Source organism: Streptomyces sp. NPDC003248 (assembly GCF_055563235.1).
Genome location: NZ_JBVHDT010000026.1, coordinates 27,909 through 44,725, shown reverse-complemented (window position 1 = coordinate 44,725; position 16,817 = coordinate 27,909). Strand labels below are relative to the sequence as shown.

The window sequence follows — 16,817 nt, the reverse complement described above, 5'->3', positions numbered from 1 at the left end:
AAGGAGACAGGCCACTGACCTCCACCCCGCGTCAGCGTGGTCTGGCGATCGGAATGCTGGCCCGCGTACGGATGGCCACCGCGTCGCAGATTGCCACGGTGACGACGGAGAACCGGGTCGGTGACGGCTACGTCCGCCGGGCGCTGCGCGACCTGGAGACGCTCGGGTTCGTCGGCCACGGCAAGTCCGGCCGGAGCAACGTCTACCACCTGACGACGGCTGGGCAGCGGGCCGTGCTGGAGAGCGGTGAGATCCCGATCCGTCCGAACGCGGCGACGGGCGAGAAGGCGATAGCCGCCGGCCTCGCCGAGCACGGCCTGGCCGTCACCGGGACCCTGGTGCAGTGGAACGCCGCCCTCATGGACTGGGACGTCGAGGTCGCCCACCCCATCGACAAGGTGCGCAGCGTCATCTCCGACGCGGTGCTGTACCGACCGAACCGCGGCGCCGAGGTCGAGTTCGTCGAGGTCGACCGCTTCACGATGTCGATGTCCCGGCTCGTCGAGAAGTTGTTCGCGTACGAGGCGTACAGCCGCGCGACGTACCAGGAGGGCGAGCGCGGCACGATCGGCACCACCCGGCTGCTGTGGCGGCAGCGGTACCGGCGCAGCGACCAGTTCCCCGTCGTGCGCCTGGTGCTGGACAACGGCGACGAGGAGGCGCTCAACCGGCGGGCGGCGCGGCTGGACCGGCGGATCCGCGGCATCGGCATCCGGATCGACTACGCCCCGCTGCCGATGCTCCAGCGGCTCCCGTACGACCGGTGGGCGTGGCGGTCGATCGGCTGCCCCGACGACCAGGTGGCACGGCTCGCGGCGTGACCCGGCCGGGTGCCCTTCGTTGGGCCGGGCGTCCACGTCGACGCTGAACGGCGGGGCCCGGAGCTGTCATGGCGACGACCCGGGCCCCGCGGCCGCGCCGGTCGCGGGTCGCCCCCTGGGTCGCGTCCTTGGTTCCATCCTCGGATGCGCCCCGGGGCGCATCCTGGGTCGCGCCCCAAGTCACACCGCTCCTCCCCGGCGCGGGCCTTGAGCACCGCTGTGACCAGCATGTACGGCGCGTTTTCCTCCGGCATCGGCCGCCGACTACTTGTCTATGCCGCTCTCCGGCGGCTGACCAATCGCGCTCTGTTGCCGGTCCGTGAGGTGCGGCAGGCTGGTCTCGCCACAGGAGATCAACGGGAGGGAACAGCATGGCCTACGAGGACCGCACGTACCACGGCATCCAGTACGGCCCGGAGACCGACCGGGACGATGGAGAGGAGTGGAAGCCCGCCCGGATCCTCGTCGAGAACCCCGAGTTCGGCCCCACCGAGCGACAGGAAGGGGTGACGGTGCTCCGTGAGCTCGCGGAGCCGAGGGCCGGCGGCTTCGGCTGGGGCTACAACGGCGGCGGCACCAGCGCGGCGGCCGGGGTGATCCTCGCCGACGCGCTCGACCTCGGCGACCCGGACAAGTGCGGCATCGGCTACATGTCCCACTCCGAGGACGAGGTGCTGTTCCAGTTGCGGGAGGACTTCTGCGACGACGTCCTCTCCCAGCTCTGCGACCAGTGGCGCCTGCGCCGCGGCGTGATCCTGCGCTGGTCGCTGGCCTGGTACCTGCAGCGCGGCATCAACGACCTGCCCGCCGCCCTGCGGGAGCTCCCGCCGCTCCAGAGCCAGACCTGACCATGGACTCGCCGAACTCAGCACAGCCGCGCGGCTCCCTGTGGACCCGCCTGGTCGACGCCTTCCACGGACGGGACGCCCCGGTGCCCGCAGCGCCAGCTGTTCCGTGGAACAGCCTGGAGTGGAGGGTCGATCCCGACACGGAGACCTGGTGGCACCCACCCAACGCTCCGGCCGGGCTGCAGGAGATCCAGGCTTGTGCGCCGGACGGGTACGACTTCGCCCGCCTGGTCTGGCAGTCCTGCGAGGTGTGCCGCCTCGGGCTGATCGTGAAGATCAGGGTCACCGGACCGTGGCAGCGCCACGGGTACGGCTCCCGCATGGTGCGCTTCGCGCTGCGCGGCCGTGACGGGTACCGATGGACCACGACGCCGCAGTCGGAGGACGCCCGGGCGTTCTTCCCGGTCATCACCGAGGCGACGGGCGTGGCATTCCCCCGGGAAGCTCATCTGTGCGAGCACATGCGGGCGCGGGAGCCTCGGCACCTCCGGCCCAGGCAGCGGCTCGACCCGCCGCCCAGCTGAGTCCATAAGCGCACGTCAGCCCCGATTCGGACCTGTTGGTACTAACAGGTCCGATCGGCTACGAGGATGGACCTTCTGCGATGCTTCGGGCAGGGCCGCCGGGTTGGGCGCACACCAAAAAAGCCGGCACCGCGGGGCGGTACCGGCTCTCGGCGGCCTCACGCTGCAACGCGAGGCCGGGTAGTCCCTGTTCACTCTTCGGTTCGAGTCAGCAGCAATCAGGGCAGGGCCCGCCCCTGTCGGTGCAAGCCCAGATGCGCGGATCGTGGCTCAAGCACTGACATTCATGCAACTGCGATCGGCGCACGCCTGCATCAACTCATTCACTACCACGTGTGACTGACACTGTTCCCGATCTCGCTCGGCGGGACAGAGCCGCAGGTCACCGTTCCGTACGCGGCGTGATGTTGACTCTGCGTGGCATTTTTCGCATGCAAGTCCGTACGGGCGGACGGGGACGCTCGCGCATCAACCCCCCGCGAAAGACCCTTCGGAGGGACTTCCGGCCCCTTGCGGCTGTCACCATCAATGCCACGCACCACACGAAAGGGCGGCTGCAACCGCCCGTGGTTCGTGCTCAGTTCGAGTCAGCAGCGGTCCGGCGACCGGTGGGTCGCCGGACCCGAAAAGCAGGGAGCCCCTGTGCCCAAGTCCCCGTCCGTCTCCTGTGTGGAGACCGGAGCCCCGTCCCCCCGGCGCCTCAACGGTGCCGAGGCCGTCGTCATCATCGTGATCGTCACCGTGGCGGCGGTCTTGGTCGCGGTCGCGGGCATGAGCGTGCCCGTGATGCTGCAGCTGCTCGTGGGCGCCGGCCTGACCGCCGTCCTCCTGGTCGGCCTGGTCACCGGAGCCTCGGCCCGGGGCCTTCGCGCCGCGCTGCGCGCCCTGCTGGCGCCGACTGCGTGAGGTGACGGGTCGTGTGCCGTCCCGAAAAGCCGATCACCACCAGGAACAAGGCGCTGCGCGAGCTCGCCGAGTGGCTGCGTGACCAGCGGGAGCGCACCCGGCAGGGCTACCGAGCCCTGTCGGTGCGGGCCGGCTTCCACGCCACGACGCTGCAGCGGGCCGCCTCCGGCGAGAGCGTGCCCAAGCTGCAGACCGTGCTCGGCTACGCCCGGGCGTGCGATGCCTCGCCCGAGGAGGCCCGGCGGCTGTGGAAGCGGGCCCGGTACGAGGAGACTCGCCGGGCGAGGGGAGGGCGCGGCCTGCCGTCCCCTCGCCCGGAGTTCATCCGGGACTTCGTCGACATGAGCGCGGCCCTGCACGACCTGTACGAGAAGGCCGGCTCTCCGGCCCTGCGCACCATGGAGCAGCGGGCTGGCAACTTCGGTGTCTTGCCGCGCAGCACGGTGCACCGCATCGTGACGAAGCAGGCGATGCCTCACAGCAAGCAGCAGTTCCAGGCGTACCTGCGGGCCTGCGAGGTTCCGGAGACGGAGTGGCCCGACTGGGAAAGCGCCTGGACACGCGCCTGGCGCCATGAGAAGCAGGACGACTTCGCGGCCCGGAGCGCTGCCAGCACCGCTCCCACACCATTGCGGGATGTCCTCGCGGCGGCAGGGCTCGCGTCGAAGGACGTCGTCCTGCAGACCAACTTGGAGAGGGCACACACGACGGTGCAGCAGTTGCGAGAGCGTGCCCGACAGGAGTCCAACGTTCGCGTGAGCATCAGCGCGACCGGGGAGATCTCGGCGACGCGCAACGGTATGCCCCTGCAGACCGGTGAGGTCCTGATGACGCGTGACGGCATGCCCTTGGTGCCTGACCAGGTGAAGCGCCCTCAGCATGCTCGGCGTCCGCAACGGCGTATGGCTTCTCGGCACGCTTCCGAGCAGCCCGTCCAGGGGCAGCTGGCCTTCGCCATCGCTGAGCCGCCGCGGGAACCGGACGCCCTCTTCTGAAGACGGCCAGTTGGACCTGTTGCCCCCAGCAGGTCCAACCAGGTCTGAGCGCTGCATGGAGCGCAGGTGCTGGACGTTGCGCTACGGTGCCTTTGGCTGGACGCGCACCGCCGCCCGCCGCAGGTCGATGCCCACGCCATCGTCCCGCGATCGGCCAAGGTCCTACGGGGCCCGCGACGCCCTGTGACGTTGCATCTCTTCGTCGACGGGCAGCGTGGGCGTGCCCGTCGAGTCGGAGAAGACCGATGCCACGTAATCAGAGCACCGCTGCTCAGCGCGCCCGTGCGGCGCAGCGCCAGACCGGTGCCAAGTACACCGCAGCCCTCCGCCAGGCCACCGCAGCCGGCACCTCACCGACGGTGTTCTCCCTGCGGGAACTGCTCGCCGAGTGCACGGGATCCCCCGAGTGGACCGGAGACCACCCCGAGGTCGACGCCGAGTGGGCACCGCGCATGTTCGACTCGACGCTGCTGGGCGGCCCCGTGCCACCCAAGTCGGTCCTGCTGCTGACCGGTGCCCTCGCGCCGATGGGCCTGTCCGCCGAGATGACGGTGGAGTCACGCGACAGCTTCCGCACCATGGTGGTGGCATGCGGCGGCCGCCGCTTCGAGCTCGTGTTGTCCCAAGATGACTGGATCGCCGAGCTGTGCCTCGTCCCGGGGTGCAAGCGCCTTCCGGTCGCTGAAGCCCTGATCCCGTACTGCGAGAGCCCGCACCTCGCCGAACGCCCCGAGACGGAACTCGCCAAGATGGCCTGGGCCTGGGGGAACAACCGGCGACAGGAGTTCGAAAGCACCCCGGCTGCCGCGCATGCGGGGGACCAGGGCAACGCACTGATCGCAGCCGCTGTCGCCCGGGGAGCGTTCTCCAAGGTCGCCGCCGAGCTGGTCGAGGGCTGCTACGGAGACCCTGATCTGATCGACGAGGTCTACCTCAACGACGCAGAGGCCACGGCCGTCCGGCATGCGATCGACAACGAACACCTGCGTCTGAAGGAGAGGGCCAGGTCCGCCGCCGCCCACATCCGCAAGCTGGCCGGCGGCTTCTGCATTTGCGGAGCCACCCTGCATCTCGATCCAGAGGCGAACGTGCCCGCCCGGTACTGCTCCACCCAGTGCACGTCATCAGCGGCGAACTCTCTGGTGATCCGGTAGGTGCACCTCAGCCCCGGCCGGTCCTGCGGTATGCGTATACGAGCGTCTAGTAGCCCAGGTTATAGACCGAGGCGCTATTTCCCGTACGATCGATCCGCGCGGACGACACGTAAAACTTGACGCAGAGGGCCCCTTTCCCGGGTCGCACCCCAGGTCCAGGGCCCTTCGTCCGCGACACAGCCAGTGAGCCCGGTCGCCTTCTACCCGACCGGGCTCACTGCTGCCCTAGTCGCTGCGACCCGCTCACTGCTCCTCACTGGGAGAGGTGCTGCACCACGAGGTTGGCGACTCCCGCGAGTACCGGCGACCAGTCGACCAGGAGCTGCCTGATGAGCTTGCGCCGCTCGGCGGCCTCCTGCTCGTCCTGCTCGTCGCCGTTGTCGACGGGCGTCTTGCCTTCCATGTGCGCCTCCGCGGCGTCCGAGATAGCCCGGCTGGGCTGCCGGGCCTTCACCAGGGTGGTGAAGTACTGGGCAGACGCCACGAAGGAACGCCCCAAGCATAGATGGGGTGCTGACACACAAAGACCCGGAGGACCACAACTTGTATGGGGGCGTATCTACATGAGCAGCGGTCAAATGGTGCCTCTAGCTGCGGAGATGCCAGATTCAACTCTTTCAACAAGTCGAGTACGGAGGTCCGCCTACCACTACATGTCGCGGCCGCCGGAACCAGCAAACAGGTCCATGACCGTGTTGCACGTCTACAGATAAGCGCACAGCGTCACTACTGGTAAACAATTCGTGACGGCATTTATGCCTCGGCAGATTCTCGGGGGTTGCCCCGGGCTCGGCTCGCACAGATGAGCCTTGCCGGGGAACGCGTCGCCGGTCGACTGGGGGTGCCTACCCTGCTGGTGGTGAGGTTCACGACGTGCCTGGCCTATCCGCCCGACGCCGCAGATCAGACAGGTTGACTCGCTTCAGCACCGGACGCAGCACGGCACGCTCCTGATGGTGGGCCTGCCAGCGCCCCTCGAGCACCTTGTCCTCCAGCTCTATGTAGCTGACCCCGGCACCCGAGTCGGGCAGGATCCGGAAAACGTCCACGCCACCGTTGCCGGCGATGAACTCTTCGGCGAGGACGAGGAACGTCGGGGCCGCATGATCGATATGCAGCTCGGCAGCGGACGGGATCGGTGCCCCAGTGACGGAGCAGACCAGCGGCTGCCCGGAGCCGAGCACTGCGTTCCGCTCGGCCGCCACCTGATCGGTGACCGCGTGCCGCAACGCGGCGAGGACCTGGGTGCGGTGCCCGAGCGGAGTCAGGCAGGCGTTCCACGAGAAGTCGACCACCTCGCCATCGAGCCGTACGAGGGCGAGCCCGACGCTTCTACGACCGTGGTCGGTATGGGCGATGACGCGGAAGTGCGCGATGCCGGCGCCCCGCTTGAGGTCGTACTCAGGATGACGTTCGAGAAGGGCGCGGAGGAACGCGTCGTCGTCGGGGTCGGTGACCTCACCGCCGACGCCGTATCGCCGGGTGATGCCGCGGCAGACGTCCCGCACGGCCTCCTTGTTGGTGTAGTGGGTTACGCCGATGGTGACGCCTCTGGGCACGGGAGTTCTCCTGCCTGTCGGGTGATGGGAAGTCAGGTGAGACCGGCGGAGGCGTTGTCGTCCCATCCGTCGTCACGCTGCATGTAGCCGAGCATCGAGCGGGAGTGCCGGGCCCAGCCGCCCTGGTCGGCGATGGCGATGCCGTCGCGGCCCTTGCGGCGGGCGACGGAGGCCAGGCCGATGCGCAGGGAGTGCCCGGTCCAGGCGATCGGCACCCCGGCCCGGCTGGAGATCCGCTTGATGGCGCGGGTGACGGAGTCCGGGCCCATGCCGCCGGTGACGTGGCCCCACCGGTCGATGCCGACGAACGCCGGCGTCGACGGGTCGGCCCACTGCGGGCCGTGCTCGGCGACCAGTCGGGCGCGGTACGCGGTCCAGGCCCGCACCGGGCAGATCTCGGGATCGTCGGCGTAGCGGATCTTGGCGTTGCGCACCGAGTGCTTGGTCTTGCCGGTGAGGACGGCGACGACCAGGCCGCGCGGGTGCAGGGTGACGTCGCCGGTCAGCAGTCCGGCCGGGTCCTGGCTGCGGCTGGCGTAGTGGAACCCGGTCAGCGTGAGCGCCTTGTCCCGGTCACCGGTGAGGGTGTCGGGGCAGGCCCGGGCGATGGCCCGCAGCCCGTCGAGGTCGGCGCCGACCGCCTGTCCGCGGCCGCGCCGTTCCCCGACCTGCAGAAGCTTGACCGCCAGGCCCTCCAGCGCGGCGCGGGCCTCGGCCTGGTCGTCACCGGAGACCTTCACCCCGCGCTCACGCAGCCCGACGACGGCGGCCGCCAGGTGGGTGGACGCCGAGGCGGGGGCGTAACCCGTGCCGTTCTGCTGGCCCTCGCGCAGCATCCACGTCACGAACGCCACCAGCGCGCCCCGGGAACCCTCCAGCTCGGGCAGGCCGGTCGACTGGCAGAACCGCTCCCACACCCGCCACGACTTCGCGTACGTGTCGACGGTGTTGTCCGGAGTGATCTCGGCGGCGACCGCGTCGGCCAGGTCCTCGGCCTCGGCCAGACGGCGGGCGGCGTCGACGCCGTGGCGTTCGGCCCATCGCTCGATGAGCTCCTGGCGCTCGGCGGCCGCCGGGTCCAGCGTCGCCGGGGCGGCGTCCGGCTCGGCGACGTCGCCGGCGGCCGCCGTGTCGACCGTGACCGTCACCCCCGTCACCGGCCCTCCTCCGGTGCGGCGACGACGGTGAGCTTGGGCGGCTGGTCACCGGCGGGGGCCTGCTCGGCGGCGAGCAGCGCCTTGGCCATGTCGTACTCGCTGACGGTCGGCCTGCCGGTGTTCGCGCGGTCCCGGGTGCCGGCCGCGAGCAGCTGCTCGATGAGCGGCTCGTCCTCGGGCGCGCTCGCGCGATCCGGGTACGCGGTCTGCTCGCACAGCTCCCCGACGTGGCGCAGCAGGGCGTAGTACTCGTGGGTCGCGCCCGGGTCCCGGACGCCGAAGCGGGGCAGCTCCACCCCCAGCGACCGGCGCCAGGCCGCACCGTCGGCGATCGCGGGTCCTAGGGTGCCCTCCCGGCGGGAGGCGATGGCCCGCGCGGCCCAGGCCCGTTCCGAGGTCGAGCGATGGCAGTCGATCTTGCGGTCGCGCATCTCGACGTAGCGGTACCCGGCGAGGACGGTGTCGAGGTGGCCGCGCATCCCCTCCCACCGGGGCCCGTCCGTCCAGCCCAGAGTCCACCGGGTGCCGGTGTCGTAGTACAGCTCCACGTTGACGCTGGTGACCTCCGACAGATGCCGGGCCAGCAGCGCGGCCTGACGGCTGCGGCTCATCGCGGGGTCTCCTCGTCGGCACCGTCGCGGCTGGCGTGCTGGTGCGCCGTGGCCAGGGCCGTCGCCCGGCCGAACAGGTAGGGGCTGGTCCCGGTGAAGCGGGCGTGCTGCCAGGCAGTGCCGTCCCAGTGGCGCCCCTGGGAGTTGCCCTCGAAGACGGCCCAGCGGTCGGAGGCGTCGGGGTCGCGGACGACGACGAACTCGCCGACGGCCTGTCCGCCGTTGCGTGGGCCGGGGATGCGGTACTCGGACACGAAGGCCGCCGTCTCGGCCGCCGACGCCTTCTCCTTCTCCTCCCACTGCCGGAAGTCCTCTTCGTCCTCAGCGTCGTAGAAGCGGACCTTGCACCAGCGGGCGGTGTCGAACCCCTCGACGTCCTCCCACTGGGAGGCGACGGCGACAAGGTCGTTCCACGTGCTGGAGATCTCCTGGATGCGGTGCAGGCCCTTGAGGCCGTCCTCCTGCGCCTCGGCCACGACCTCGTCGCGGAACTCGTGGCTGAGGGAGCCGGCGAAGCCGGGCACCACGGTGCGCAGGGCAGCGTTGGTCCGGTACTCCTCGGTGCCGACCTTCATCGTCGGCAGGTGGATGAGCCGGTCCATGACGAAGCGGGTGAGCGCGTTCACGTCGTCCGGGGTGATGTCAACGGCGTAGCGCAGGGGCGTGGTGGTGGTCATGCGGTGGCGTCCCTCCCTGGTTCCGGCGCCCGGGTTGACGGGGTGTCATGTCCCGTTCTGTCGCGTCGGATAACGAGAGCTTATCCGACGCGATCATGGTTGTCCGTGATTCGCGGACACCTGCCTGGCAGGTTGGCCGGTTTTCGCTGCACGAAGAGGGTTGGCGCGCATGTATAAGGGAGACAGGTTCAGTGATGCACAAAGAGTGCAGCACTCGAAGGGAAACGAGGAATCAGCCTTGAGTCACGTCGTTCCGCTCGCCAACGGCCTGCGCACCGACCACCCGGTGCCGGGCCTGCCCTTCGTCGACGACTCCCACCTCCCGCTCGACGACGGCCCGGAGGCCATCGAGGCCGTCGGCCGCAACAAGGGCCCGGGCATGTGGGGCCGCTTCGACAAGAACCGCGCCGACGGCGGCTGGCGCGCCTTCACCACCGACCCGATCGACCACACGCTCGGCTGGGCGGTGCGCCACCACCCCGAGCTGGGCCGGACCGTGCTGCTGCTGCGCGACGGCGACACCTCCACCCTGCACATGAACTGGGACGGCGAGCAGCTGCTGTTCCGCGCCGGCGGCTACTGGTGGAACGGCGAGACCTGGTACCGGCCCGAGCAGGTCTGGAACCCGGTCGAGGAGGACTACGAGAAGCGCAAGGCCCGCATGGCCCTCACCGTCACCGCCGCCGACATGCTCGACGGCCGCGCCGATGCGGCCAGGGCGTACGTCGGCAAGGTGGCCACCTTCGCCCCGGACGCCGCCCGGCCGGACAACTGGCTCGACCACCTGGCGCTGTGGGCCGCCCGCCACCAGGAGCAGGACAACGCGCTGCCGCTGGAGCGGTGCGTGGTCGACGTCTCCAGCCCCGAGCTGACCGGCGCGCAGCTGATCGGCGCCCCGGAGCTGGCGGAGCTCGGCGGCATCACCGCCTCGACGCTGCGCGCCTACATCTCGCGCGGCAACTCCGAGGTGCCGCTGCCGCAGGCCGTCGTCGGCGGCCGCGACCAGTGGGCCCGGGCCGTGGCGGACGACTGGGTGGAGTCCCGCCAGCGCTCCTACCAGGGCGTCAAGACCGCCATGTCGGGCGGCGACCCCGACAGCCTCTCGCCCGGCGCGGTCGAGGTCCGCGACCGGTTCGCCGTCGACTTCCAGCACACGCTGTACGACCGGCCCGACGTGCGCAAGCGGTGGGTGCTGCGGCACCGCAACAAGGAGTCCGTCTCCGAGGTCGCCGGCACGCTGGCCTGGTCGGTGGCCGTCAGCCTCGACGAGATCGTCCCCACCGAGCACCTGGGCCGGACCGTGCGGGCCGCGGTGCTGTTCGACTTCGCCGAGTCCCTCGAAATGCTCGGCGACGACGCGGACGAGGAGGGTGAGGGGCCGGAGCATTGGTGGCACCTCAACCTGACGCCGTCGGTGGCCAAGACGCTGGACTGGTACATCCGGTGCTTCCCCGCCGAGGCGTACGCCACCATCGGGGAGATCCAGCGGCAGGCCCACAAGACGTGGAAGGCGCCGGCGGCGGACACCCTGAGCGCGCTGCGGTCGGCGCTCTCGCTCGACGGTGAGCTGACCGACGAGCAGCGTGCGACGTACTTCGCCCTGCTCGAACCGCACGAGGACACCGACTGATCCGTCTACGCCGCCGGGCGACGGGGGCCGGAGCCAATGCCAGTGGCTCCGGCCCCCGTCGCGTGGACTGTAGCCGCGACGGCCGTGGGACGCGTAGGTGCTGCCCGCCGGCCGGGCGAAGGGGGAGTTCCCCGCCCGCCTGGCGGGAGCGGGGCGCTTCCTCTCCGGAGCCTCGCCCCGGTTGCCCGCGCCCGGGTGAGGCTTCCTCCAACGCCGCCGAACGAGAGGACGCCTGCGATGACGGACAGCCCCTTCGCCGACCCTGCCGAAGCCGCAGCGGCCTTGGCCCGCGCCATGCTGGCCATCGGCCAGGCCGGCGAGCACGGCCCGTACGAGGTCGAGGTGCACGTCCGGATGGTCCCGGCCAGCCTCGCCGCACGGCAGCGCCAGGAGCGCGCGGAAGCCCGCGAACTCCTCCGGCAGCGCGCCGAGCCCTCGCCCTGGCGGACGCGGGACTGGTGCAGCGTCAGCGTGCTGTACCGCGTGGCCAGTCGCAGCAGCTTCTCGTCCTCCTCGGTGCGTTGCCAGCCGTCCCCCCGGCCCTCGCCCGCGCCGCGCGTACGCCGCCGGCGTTCCGCCCGCTCCCGGTAGACCCCCGTCGTCCCTGCCTCCACTGCCTTGTCCTCTCCCTGTAGTTGGCGCGCGGCCGCCGCGTCTCGGCGGCGCGGAAGGGAGCCTGACCTGCGAAGCGGACACGGCCGTGCTGGAGGTCGTCCACCGCCTGGCGGAGGAGTTGGTGGAGGACCGGGCGGTGCAGCGGGCGGGCAGGCCAGGTCCGGCCGGAAAGGCGCTGGGTTCCCGCCCTTCTCCGGGATCTACGGCGCGAGATCGTCTCGGCGTGGGGACGCTGGCTGCCGTTGGGCGCGCGAGGGGGGCTGATGGGGTACACCGCCGTACACCCGGTGTGGGGTCGGCTGGACGCGTCGATGGACGACCTCGGGTGTGGCCGCGCCTGGGCGGACGTCCACCGGGTCAAGGGGCTGCGTCTGGCGTGTCCGGAGTGCGGCGGGCGGGTCTTCGCCCGGGCCTCCCGGCAGGTCATCCGGCACTTCTACCACCAGGTTCGGCCTCGGGACTGCGAGCTGGCGAACGAGTCGGCGGAGCACCACCTGCTGAAGCTGGAGCTGGCCATGTCCGCCCGGGCGGCGGGATGGCGAGCCGAGCTGGAAGTGAGCAGCGAGGCCCGGGACTGGCGGGCCGACGTCATGGTCTTCGACGAGCACGACCGCCCCTTCATGGCGCTGGAGGCGCAGTTGTCACCCATGACGCAGGAGGAGGCGCAGATGCGGACGGACCGCTACGCCCGGGACGGTGTGGCGGTGTGCTGGGTCGCCCTGCAGGACCGGCCGTGGGAGCGCGTCGTGCCCTCGCTGCGGGTGCGCTTTCCGAGTCAGCGGGGCGAGAGCTGGACGGTGTGGCATGGGATGGCGCGCTACGCCTGGGAGCCGCGCACGCTGAAGGCGAAGGCAAAGTGGGTGCACATCACCTGCCCGCTCGGCGATGCGATCAAGTGGGTCCTCGACGGGCGGGTGCGTGTCCACACCGCAGCGAACGGAACAGTGTGGTGGACGGCTCCCGCGTACGAGGACCTGGCCCTGGTACGCGCCCGGATGGAGGCCGACGCCGAGGCCATCAAGCGGGCTGCTGCCGCCGAGCGCCGCCGGAAGGACGCCGAGGAGCGGGCCGCCGTGGCCGCCCAGCGCCGCCGGGATGCCGAACGGATGGCGCTAGAGCGGCAGGCAGAGCTGCAGGAGCGACAGGCGGAGTTGCAGCGCCTGGCGGACTTCTTCCAGCACATGGGCCTCGCCCCAGTGGCGTGGGAGAGCTTCACACAGATGGTCCGCTCCGCCTCGGGCAAAGCCATCCTGTACGGCGATCAGAGTTCCTCCCACGGCAATGGGCTGCTCGTCTACGCCCGGCCTCGGTGGGCAAGCGACCCGTTCACGCTGGCGGGCGTGGTGTGCCCCGATCCAGGAGCACTCGCCGAATGGCCGGCGGAGCTGACGATCCTGGTCCCGAACCAGGGCTGGCTCTCTCGCATCCAGGCCGCTGCCCGGTCTCCGCTGAAGGTTCGCGGTGCTGGACCCCGTTACCGGGCGCAGCTCCTTCATCCGCGTCACGCCGACTTCGGGCGTTGCCCCTGTTAGCCCCAACGGGCCTGATAGGTCGTGACGTGCGACGGCGCTCACCCCGTACCGCTGTGGGGTGAGCGCCGTCCACGTTCGGGTGTTCCGGTCCCGGCGGGTGCCTTAGCTCGGCTACCGTGCCGTCATGAGCGAGCCGTTCGCCCAGGGCGAGGACCATCCGGCATGTGGCATCTGCCCGTCGAAGCGCCTGCCGCGCGAGGGGTTCGTGGTGTACTCGCGCCCCTCGTGGGAGTGCCCGTTCGACCCGGCCGACGGCTTCCGTTACACCCTGGACGACCGGACGCCGGCGTGCGTGCACCCTCACAAGGTGGGGCTGGAGCCGGACCGGATCGCGCCGCCGCCCAGGACGGAGCCGGAGGCCGAACCGGAGGCTACGCCGCGGCGTAGTCGATGGCGCTTGTCATTCCGCGGTCGGTGATGCCGATGGCGGCGTACTTGCCGTCGAGGACCTGGCGGCGCCGCTCGGCCTCGGCAGCCGGGATCCAGTAGCGCTCGTCCACCGGGCCGAAGGCCGCCTCGTACGCCTGGTGCGTGAAGTCGCCGGTGTCCCACGGGGTCGCGTTGGCGTGCTCGTTCACCGTGGAGTGCACGAACGGGTGCCCGGTGCGCTGCTGGACGCGGGACAGGGCGGTGAACTGGGCGCACAGCGCGTGGCAGGTGACGTCGACCGGCACGGGCACGGGCAGCTCGGCGAGCAGCTCGTCGCCGGTCATCTCGTACACGGCCGTCTTCAGCGCCATCACGCGCAGCGCGTCGCCGATGAGGTGCTGCGCGTCGCGGGCGACGCTGTAGGTGCTGATGAGCGGGCCGCCGTAGAAGTCGTCCCACTCGCTGTTGTACTTGGCACAGCCGTCGAGGACGGTCTGCATCTCGGCGTCGGCCTGCCAGGCGCTGTGGATCTCGCGGGCCCGCGCGGCGACGTCGGCGGGAGCGGGAAGTGCAGTTGCGGTGGTCACGTGTCTTCCCTTCATCGGGGGTGGTGCTCGGTCGGTGGTGCTGACCGGCTGAACCGGGGGGTGTGACGTCCGCCCCCGGTCCAGCCGGGGTCTACAGGGGCCGCATGATCACGAGGACCAGGGCCGTGAGCGCGGCGCCGAGGAGCCAGGTCTGCCACCAGGCCCACCAGGGCAGTCCGCGGCGTCGGCGTCGCCGGTGGCTGGTCATGAGGCGGGGAGGGTTTCCGGCGTGATGGGGGCGGGGTTGTCGAGGGCGTCCGGGTCGGTGGTCCATTCCATGCCGCCGCCGGGCGGCTGGAGCCAGGCCATCAGGCGGGGCCTCACGCCGTCATCCGGGGCGATGGCGCGCAGGGTTCCGCGACGGCCGGTCGCAGTGTCCTCGACCTCGCGGCCGATCCAGGGGTGGTCTTGATCGAGCAGGCTCACCGGACTTCACCGCCCGCCTTGGCCAGCGGCGCCCAGGTGTAGCGGACGCGTACGCCGTGCTCCTGGAGCCAGTTGGTCTCGCGGTGGCGGAACTCGTGGGCGGCCTCCGGGGCGATGGCGGCGGGCCAGCGGACGAGCACCGCGGCGACGGTGCCGGCCTCCGCGAGTTTCCTGACCCGCTGCCACCCGGTGCGCCGGGCCGGGTCGGGCTCGCCGTACTCGTCGGTGATCACCTCGGTGATCGTCAGCCGGTGCTGCTCCGCGAAGGCGTGGCCTTCCTCTTCCGCGCGCTCGGTGGCCAGGCCCGGCATCAGGGTGCCGCGGTCAGCGCAGACGTACAGCACGGCCGCAGCGGCGTCATCCTGGGGAGTTCCTGCACTCATCGCTGCCCTCAGCAGGTGAATCAGGTGGGCGGTGCCCCGCCGCGCCTACGGGGGATGAGGCGCGGCGGGGCCGTACACAACACCTAACCGCCCGTCACCGCTCGGGGTGCATGACGAAGTTGGCCCGGCTCGCCTCGGGCCGACTGACAAATTGACTCTTCCGTTATCTCCCGCAGCCGGGGCGCACGCCCTACCGTGCTGTCGTGGCGGACACCAGAAACGAGTCCTTAGCCGCCTGGATGGACCAGCACCAGATGTCGCCGGGGGAACTGGCCGACGAGGTGAACAAGGCCATCGGCGGCTTCACCGGCCGGGACGGCACCACCTCGGAACGCACGGTGTTCCGCTGGCTGTCGAGGAAGACCCGGTGGCCGCAGGAACGCCAGCGCAGGGGCCTGGAGATCGTCACCGGTCTGCCCGTCACGGCTCTAGGGTTCGTGCCCCGGGGGAAGTCTCAGCAGCTCGTCCCAGCACCATCGGAGGACCCCGACGTGCGCCGTCGCAAGTTCTTCGGCGCGGCCGCCGGCACCGCGGCCGCCGCCATACCCCTCGCTTCCCCTTCCTCGGCGCGGCCCTCGCGGGTCGGCACCTCCGACGTGATCCGGCTGCGTGACGACGTCGAGCGCCTAGTCGCGCTGGACGCCGAACGCGGCGGCCACGGCCTGGAGCAGGCCGCAGTCGACGGGGCCGCCGAGGCCCTGAGACTGCAGAAGCAGTCCACCACCCAGCGCGTACGGCAACGGCTGTTCGCACTCGCCTCCGACTTCACCGCGACGGCGGCGTGGTCGCTGATCGACGCCGGGCAGCTCGACGGAGCCGGCCGCCACCTGGACCGGGCGCTGACCCTCGCGGGCCTGGCGCAGGACTCCGAGATGGCGATGCAGGTGTGGAACCTGCGGGCGATGCTCGCCCGGCAGCGCCGCGAGTACCCCGAGGCGGTGGCGGCCTCCCAGGCCGCCCAGGCGACGGCCGTCGCACGGCGCAGCTCGCTGCACGTCTCCCTCGCTCACGCACGAACCGCCGTCGGCTTCGCGCACCAGGGCGACGCCCGCGCGGCGCTGGGCTGCCTCGGGCGCGCCGAGGACGCCCTCGCGAAGGCGGACCTGGCGCAACCGTGCTCCACGTGGATCGCCTTCTACGGTCCGGCGGAGCTGTACTCGCTGACCGCGATCGTGCGGGACGTCGTGGGACACCCGGCAGAGGCGGAGGCGGCCTCCCACCGGGCGCTGGCGGCGCTGCCGGAGTCCTACCGGCGCAACCGCGCGCACACCACGGCCCGGCTCGCCCTCGCGCAGCTGCACCAGGGCGACGTCGAGCAGGCGTGTGAGACCAGCGGCGAGGTCTTCACCACCATGAAGGGCACGCCGCTGCCCGGGCGGATGCGGCAGCTCCTCGGCGACTTCCAGCGCGACCTGATCGCTCAAGCCCCCTCCGCGCACATCGCGCACGAGTGGATGGACCGCTACCGGACCGAATGGAGCAGCTCTTGACCACCACCGTCGAACTCCGCCGCTTCGGCCACGAGGACCTGCCGACCATCCGGCAGACCCTCCTGGACGTGCACGCGGACGCCTACGCCGACGAGATGGACGACGAGTTCAACCAGCGCTTCCCCTGGTTCGTGGACCACTGGGGAGGCCATCCCGGCTTCGCCTGCGTCATCGGCTACGACGGCGACGAGCCGGTCGGCTTCGCGTACGGGGCCCCGGCGGCCCCTGACCGGGAGTGGTGGCGCGAGCACCTGAGCGAGCCGCCGGCGGACGCCTCGACCTTCAGCGTCTCGGAGCTGATGGTGCGCCCGGCCTGGCGGAAGACCGGGACCGCCGAGCGGCTGCACGCCGCGCTCATCGAGGACCGGCCGGAGGCCCTGGCCGTGCTCCTGGTCGACCCCGACCACCCGAAGGTGGAGGCCCTGTACGAGGCGTGGGGCTACCGGCGGATCGGCAACCGGCAGCCCTTCCCGGACTCACCGAACTTCTCGGTGATGCTGCGCGACCTGCGAGTCCGGGCCGCGTCCTGACCT

Annotated in this window: 19 protein-coding genes; 11 read left to right on the top strand and 8 right to left on the bottom strand. The window is 71.1% G+C overall.

Features of this window, described 5'->3' with window-relative positions; genetic code table 11:
- The first annotated feature begins 53 nt into the window (after positions 1-53).
- The 6 genes from ACZ3KJ_RS34710 (at position 54) to ACZ3KJ_RS34685 (ending at position 5,248) form a co-directional block, all read left to right on the top strand.
- Entirely contained in the window at positions 54-821 is a 768-nt protein-coding gene (locus tag ACZ3KJ_RS34710) for a replication-relaxation family protein (protein ID WP_467532870.1), read from the top strand.
- 371 nt (positions 822-1,192) lie between these two features.
- A complete protein-coding gene (locus ACZ3KJ_RS34705; RefSeq protein ID WP_467532869.1) occupies positions 1,193-1,669 on the top strand; it encodes a hypothetical protein in 477 nt (158 codons plus the stop codon).
- 2 nt (positions 1,670-1,671) lie between these two features.
- Positions 1,672-2,193, top strand: coding sequence for a hypothetical protein (locus ACZ3KJ_RS34700; protein ID WP_467532868.1), 522 nt, complete (start codon positions 1,672-1,674; stop codon positions 2,191-2,193).
- A 642-nt stretch (positions 2,194-2,835) separates the two neighbouring features.
- The gene (locus ACZ3KJ_RS34695; protein WP_467532866.1) at positions 2,836-3,099 is read left to right on the top strand and encodes a hypothetical protein; all 264 of its coding nucleotides are present in this window, start codon (positions 2,836-2,838) and stop codon (positions 3,097-3,099) included.
- 11 nt (positions 3,100-3,110) lie between these two features.
- Positions 3,111-4,094 (top strand): helix-turn-helix domain-containing protein, encoded by a 984-nt coding sequence (locus ACZ3KJ_RS34690; protein WP_467532864.1) that lies wholly within the window; start codon positions 3,111-3,113, stop codon positions 4,092-4,094.
- Positions 4,095-4,339: 245 nt separating this feature from the next.
- Positions 4,340-5,248 (top strand): hypothetical protein, encoded by a 909-nt coding sequence (locus tag ACZ3KJ_RS34685; RefSeq protein ID WP_467532862.1) that lies wholly within the window; start codon positions 4,340-4,342, stop codon positions 5,246-5,248.
- Positions 5,249-5,501: 253 nt separating this feature from the next.
- Here the strand turns inward: ACZ3KJ_RS34685 and ACZ3KJ_RS34680 are convergent, their stop codons facing one another.
- From ACZ3KJ_RS34680 to ACZ3KJ_RS34660, 5 genes are all read right to left on the bottom strand, one after another.
- A complete protein-coding gene (locus ACZ3KJ_RS34680; RefSeq protein ID WP_467532860.1) occupies positions 5,502-5,732 on the bottom strand; it encodes a hypothetical protein in 231 nt (76 codons plus the stop codon).
- 382 nt (positions 5,733-6,114) lie between these two features.
- On the bottom strand, positions 6,115-6,807 hold the full coding sequence (locus ACZ3KJ_RS34675; protein ID WP_467532858.1) for a DCL family protein: 693 nt from the start codon (positions 6,805-6,807) through the stop codon (positions 6,115-6,117).
- A 32-nt stretch (positions 6,808-6,839) separates the two neighbouring features.
- Positions 6,840-7,964 (bottom strand): site-specific integrase, encoded by a 1,125-nt coding sequence (locus tag ACZ3KJ_RS34670; protein ID WP_467532857.1) that lies wholly within the window; start codon positions 7,962-7,964, stop codon positions 6,840-6,842.
- Entirely contained in the window at positions 7,961-8,575 is a 615-nt protein-coding gene (locus tag ACZ3KJ_RS34665; protein ID WP_467532855.1) for a hypothetical protein, read from the bottom strand. Before ACZ3KJ_RS34665 ends, ACZ3KJ_RS34670 begins: the two co-directional genes overlap by 4 nt.
- Positions 8,572-9,252, bottom strand: coding sequence for a hypothetical protein (locus ACZ3KJ_RS34660; protein WP_467532853.1), 681 nt, complete (start codon positions 9,250-9,252; stop codon positions 8,572-8,574). Before ACZ3KJ_RS34660 ends, ACZ3KJ_RS34665 begins: the two co-directional genes overlap by 4 nt.
- A 238-nt stretch (positions 9,253-9,490) precedes the next feature.
- Here ACZ3KJ_RS34660 and ACZ3KJ_RS34655 point away from each other — a divergent pair, with 238 nt between their 5' ends.
- The 3 genes from ACZ3KJ_RS34655 (at position 9,491) to ACZ3KJ_RS34645 (ending at position 13,029) form a co-directional block, all read left to right on the top strand.
- Positions 9,491-10,882, top strand: a complete 1,392-nt coding sequence (locus ACZ3KJ_RS34655) for a hypothetical protein (protein WP_467532852.1) — start codon at positions 9,491-9,493, stop codon at positions 10,880-10,882.
- 237 nt (positions 10,883-11,119) lie between these two features.
- On the top strand, positions 11,120-11,473 hold the full coding sequence (locus tag ACZ3KJ_RS34650) for a hypothetical protein (RefSeq protein ID WP_467532850.1): 354 nt from the start codon (positions 11,120-11,122) through the stop codon (positions 11,471-11,473).
- 287 nt (positions 11,474-11,760) lie between these two features.
- On the top strand, positions 11,761-13,029 hold the full coding sequence (locus ACZ3KJ_RS34645; RefSeq protein ID WP_467532848.1) for a competence protein CoiA: 1,269 nt from the start codon (positions 11,761-11,763) through the stop codon (positions 13,027-13,029).
- A 371-nt stretch (positions 13,030-13,400) separates the two neighbouring features.
- On the opposite strand, the gene ACZ3KJ_RS34640 is transcribed toward ACZ3KJ_RS34645, so the two are convergent.
- The 3 genes from ACZ3KJ_RS34640 to ACZ3KJ_RS34630 all read right to left on the bottom strand — a co-directional run bounded on the left by ACZ3KJ_RS34640 (position 13,401) and on the right by ACZ3KJ_RS34630 (position 14,794).
- Positions 13,401-13,985: a hypothetical protein gene (locus tag ACZ3KJ_RS34640; RefSeq protein WP_467532846.1), complete on the bottom strand. Its 585-nt coding sequence runs from the start codon at positions 13,983-13,985 to the stop codon at positions 13,401-13,403.
- A gap of 204 nt (positions 13,986-14,189) precedes the next feature.
- A complete protein-coding gene (locus tag ACZ3KJ_RS34635; RefSeq protein WP_467532844.1) occupies positions 14,190-14,411 on the bottom strand; it encodes a hypothetical protein in 222 nt (73 codons plus the stop codon).
- Entirely contained in the window at positions 14,408-14,794 is a 387-nt protein-coding gene (locus ACZ3KJ_RS34630) for a hypothetical protein (RefSeq protein ID WP_467532843.1), read from the bottom strand. Before ACZ3KJ_RS34630 ends, ACZ3KJ_RS34635 begins: the two co-directional genes overlap by 4 nt.
- 203 nt (positions 14,795-14,997) lie before the next feature.
- Here ACZ3KJ_RS34630 and ACZ3KJ_RS34625 point away from each other — a divergent pair, with 203 nt between their 5' ends.
- Together ACZ3KJ_RS34625 and ACZ3KJ_RS34620 are read left to right on the top strand one after the other, a co-directional pair.
- Positions 14,998-16,284 carry an XRE family transcriptional regulator gene (locus tag ACZ3KJ_RS34625; protein WP_467532841.1) on the top strand — a complete coding sequence of 429 codons (1,287 nt, stop codon included), beginning with the start codon at positions 14,998-15,000 and terminating at the stop codon, positions 16,282-16,284.
- On the top strand, positions 16,269-16,814 hold the full coding sequence (locus ACZ3KJ_RS34620) for a GNAT family N-acetyltransferase (RefSeq protein ID WP_467532839.1): 546 nt from the start codon (positions 16,269-16,271) through the stop codon (positions 16,812-16,814). Before ACZ3KJ_RS34625 ends, ACZ3KJ_RS34620 begins: the two co-directional genes overlap by 16 nt.
- The last annotated feature ends 3 nt before the right edge of the window (positions 16,815-16,817 follow it).

Coding starts and splice junctions, on each gene's coding strand:
- ACZ3KJ_RS34665 (WP_467532855.1), bottom strand. CDS start 8,575: ATGAGCCGCAGCCGTCAGGCCGCGCTGCTGGCCCGGCATCTGTCGGAG.
- ACZ3KJ_RS34685 (WP_467532862.1), top strand. CDS start 4,340: ATGCCACGTAATCAGAGCACCGCTGCTCAGCGCGCCCGTGCGGCGCAG.
- ACZ3KJ_RS34700 (WP_467532868.1), top strand. CDS start 1,672: ATGGACTCGCCGAACTCAGCACAGCCGCGCGGCTCCCTGTGGACCCGC.
- ACZ3KJ_RS34710 (WP_467532870.1), top strand. CDS start 54: ATGCTGGCCCGCGTACGGATGGCCACCGCGTCGCAGATTGCCACGGTG.
- ACZ3KJ_RS34705 (WP_467532869.1), top strand. CDS start 1,193: ATGGCCTACGAGGACCGCACGTACCACGGCATCCAGTACGGCCCGGAG.
- ACZ3KJ_RS34660 (WP_467532853.1), bottom strand. CDS start 9,252: ATGACCACCACCACGCCCCTGCGCTACGCCGTTGACATCACCCCGGAC.
- ACZ3KJ_RS34650 (WP_467532850.1), top strand. CDS start 11,120: ATGACGGACAGCCCCTTCGCCGACCCTGCCGAAGCCGCAGCGGCCTTG.
- ACZ3KJ_RS34645 (WP_467532848.1), top strand. CDS start 11,761: ATGGGGTACACCGCCGTACACCCGGTGTGGGGTCGGCTGGACGCGTCG.
- ACZ3KJ_RS34620 (WP_467532839.1), top strand. CDS start 16,269: ATGGAGCAGCTCTTGACCACCACCGTCGAACTCCGCCGCTTCGGCCAC.
- ACZ3KJ_RS34630 (WP_467532843.1), bottom strand. CDS start 14,794: ATGAGTGCAGGAACTCCCCAGGATGACGCCGCTGCGGCCGTGCTGTAC.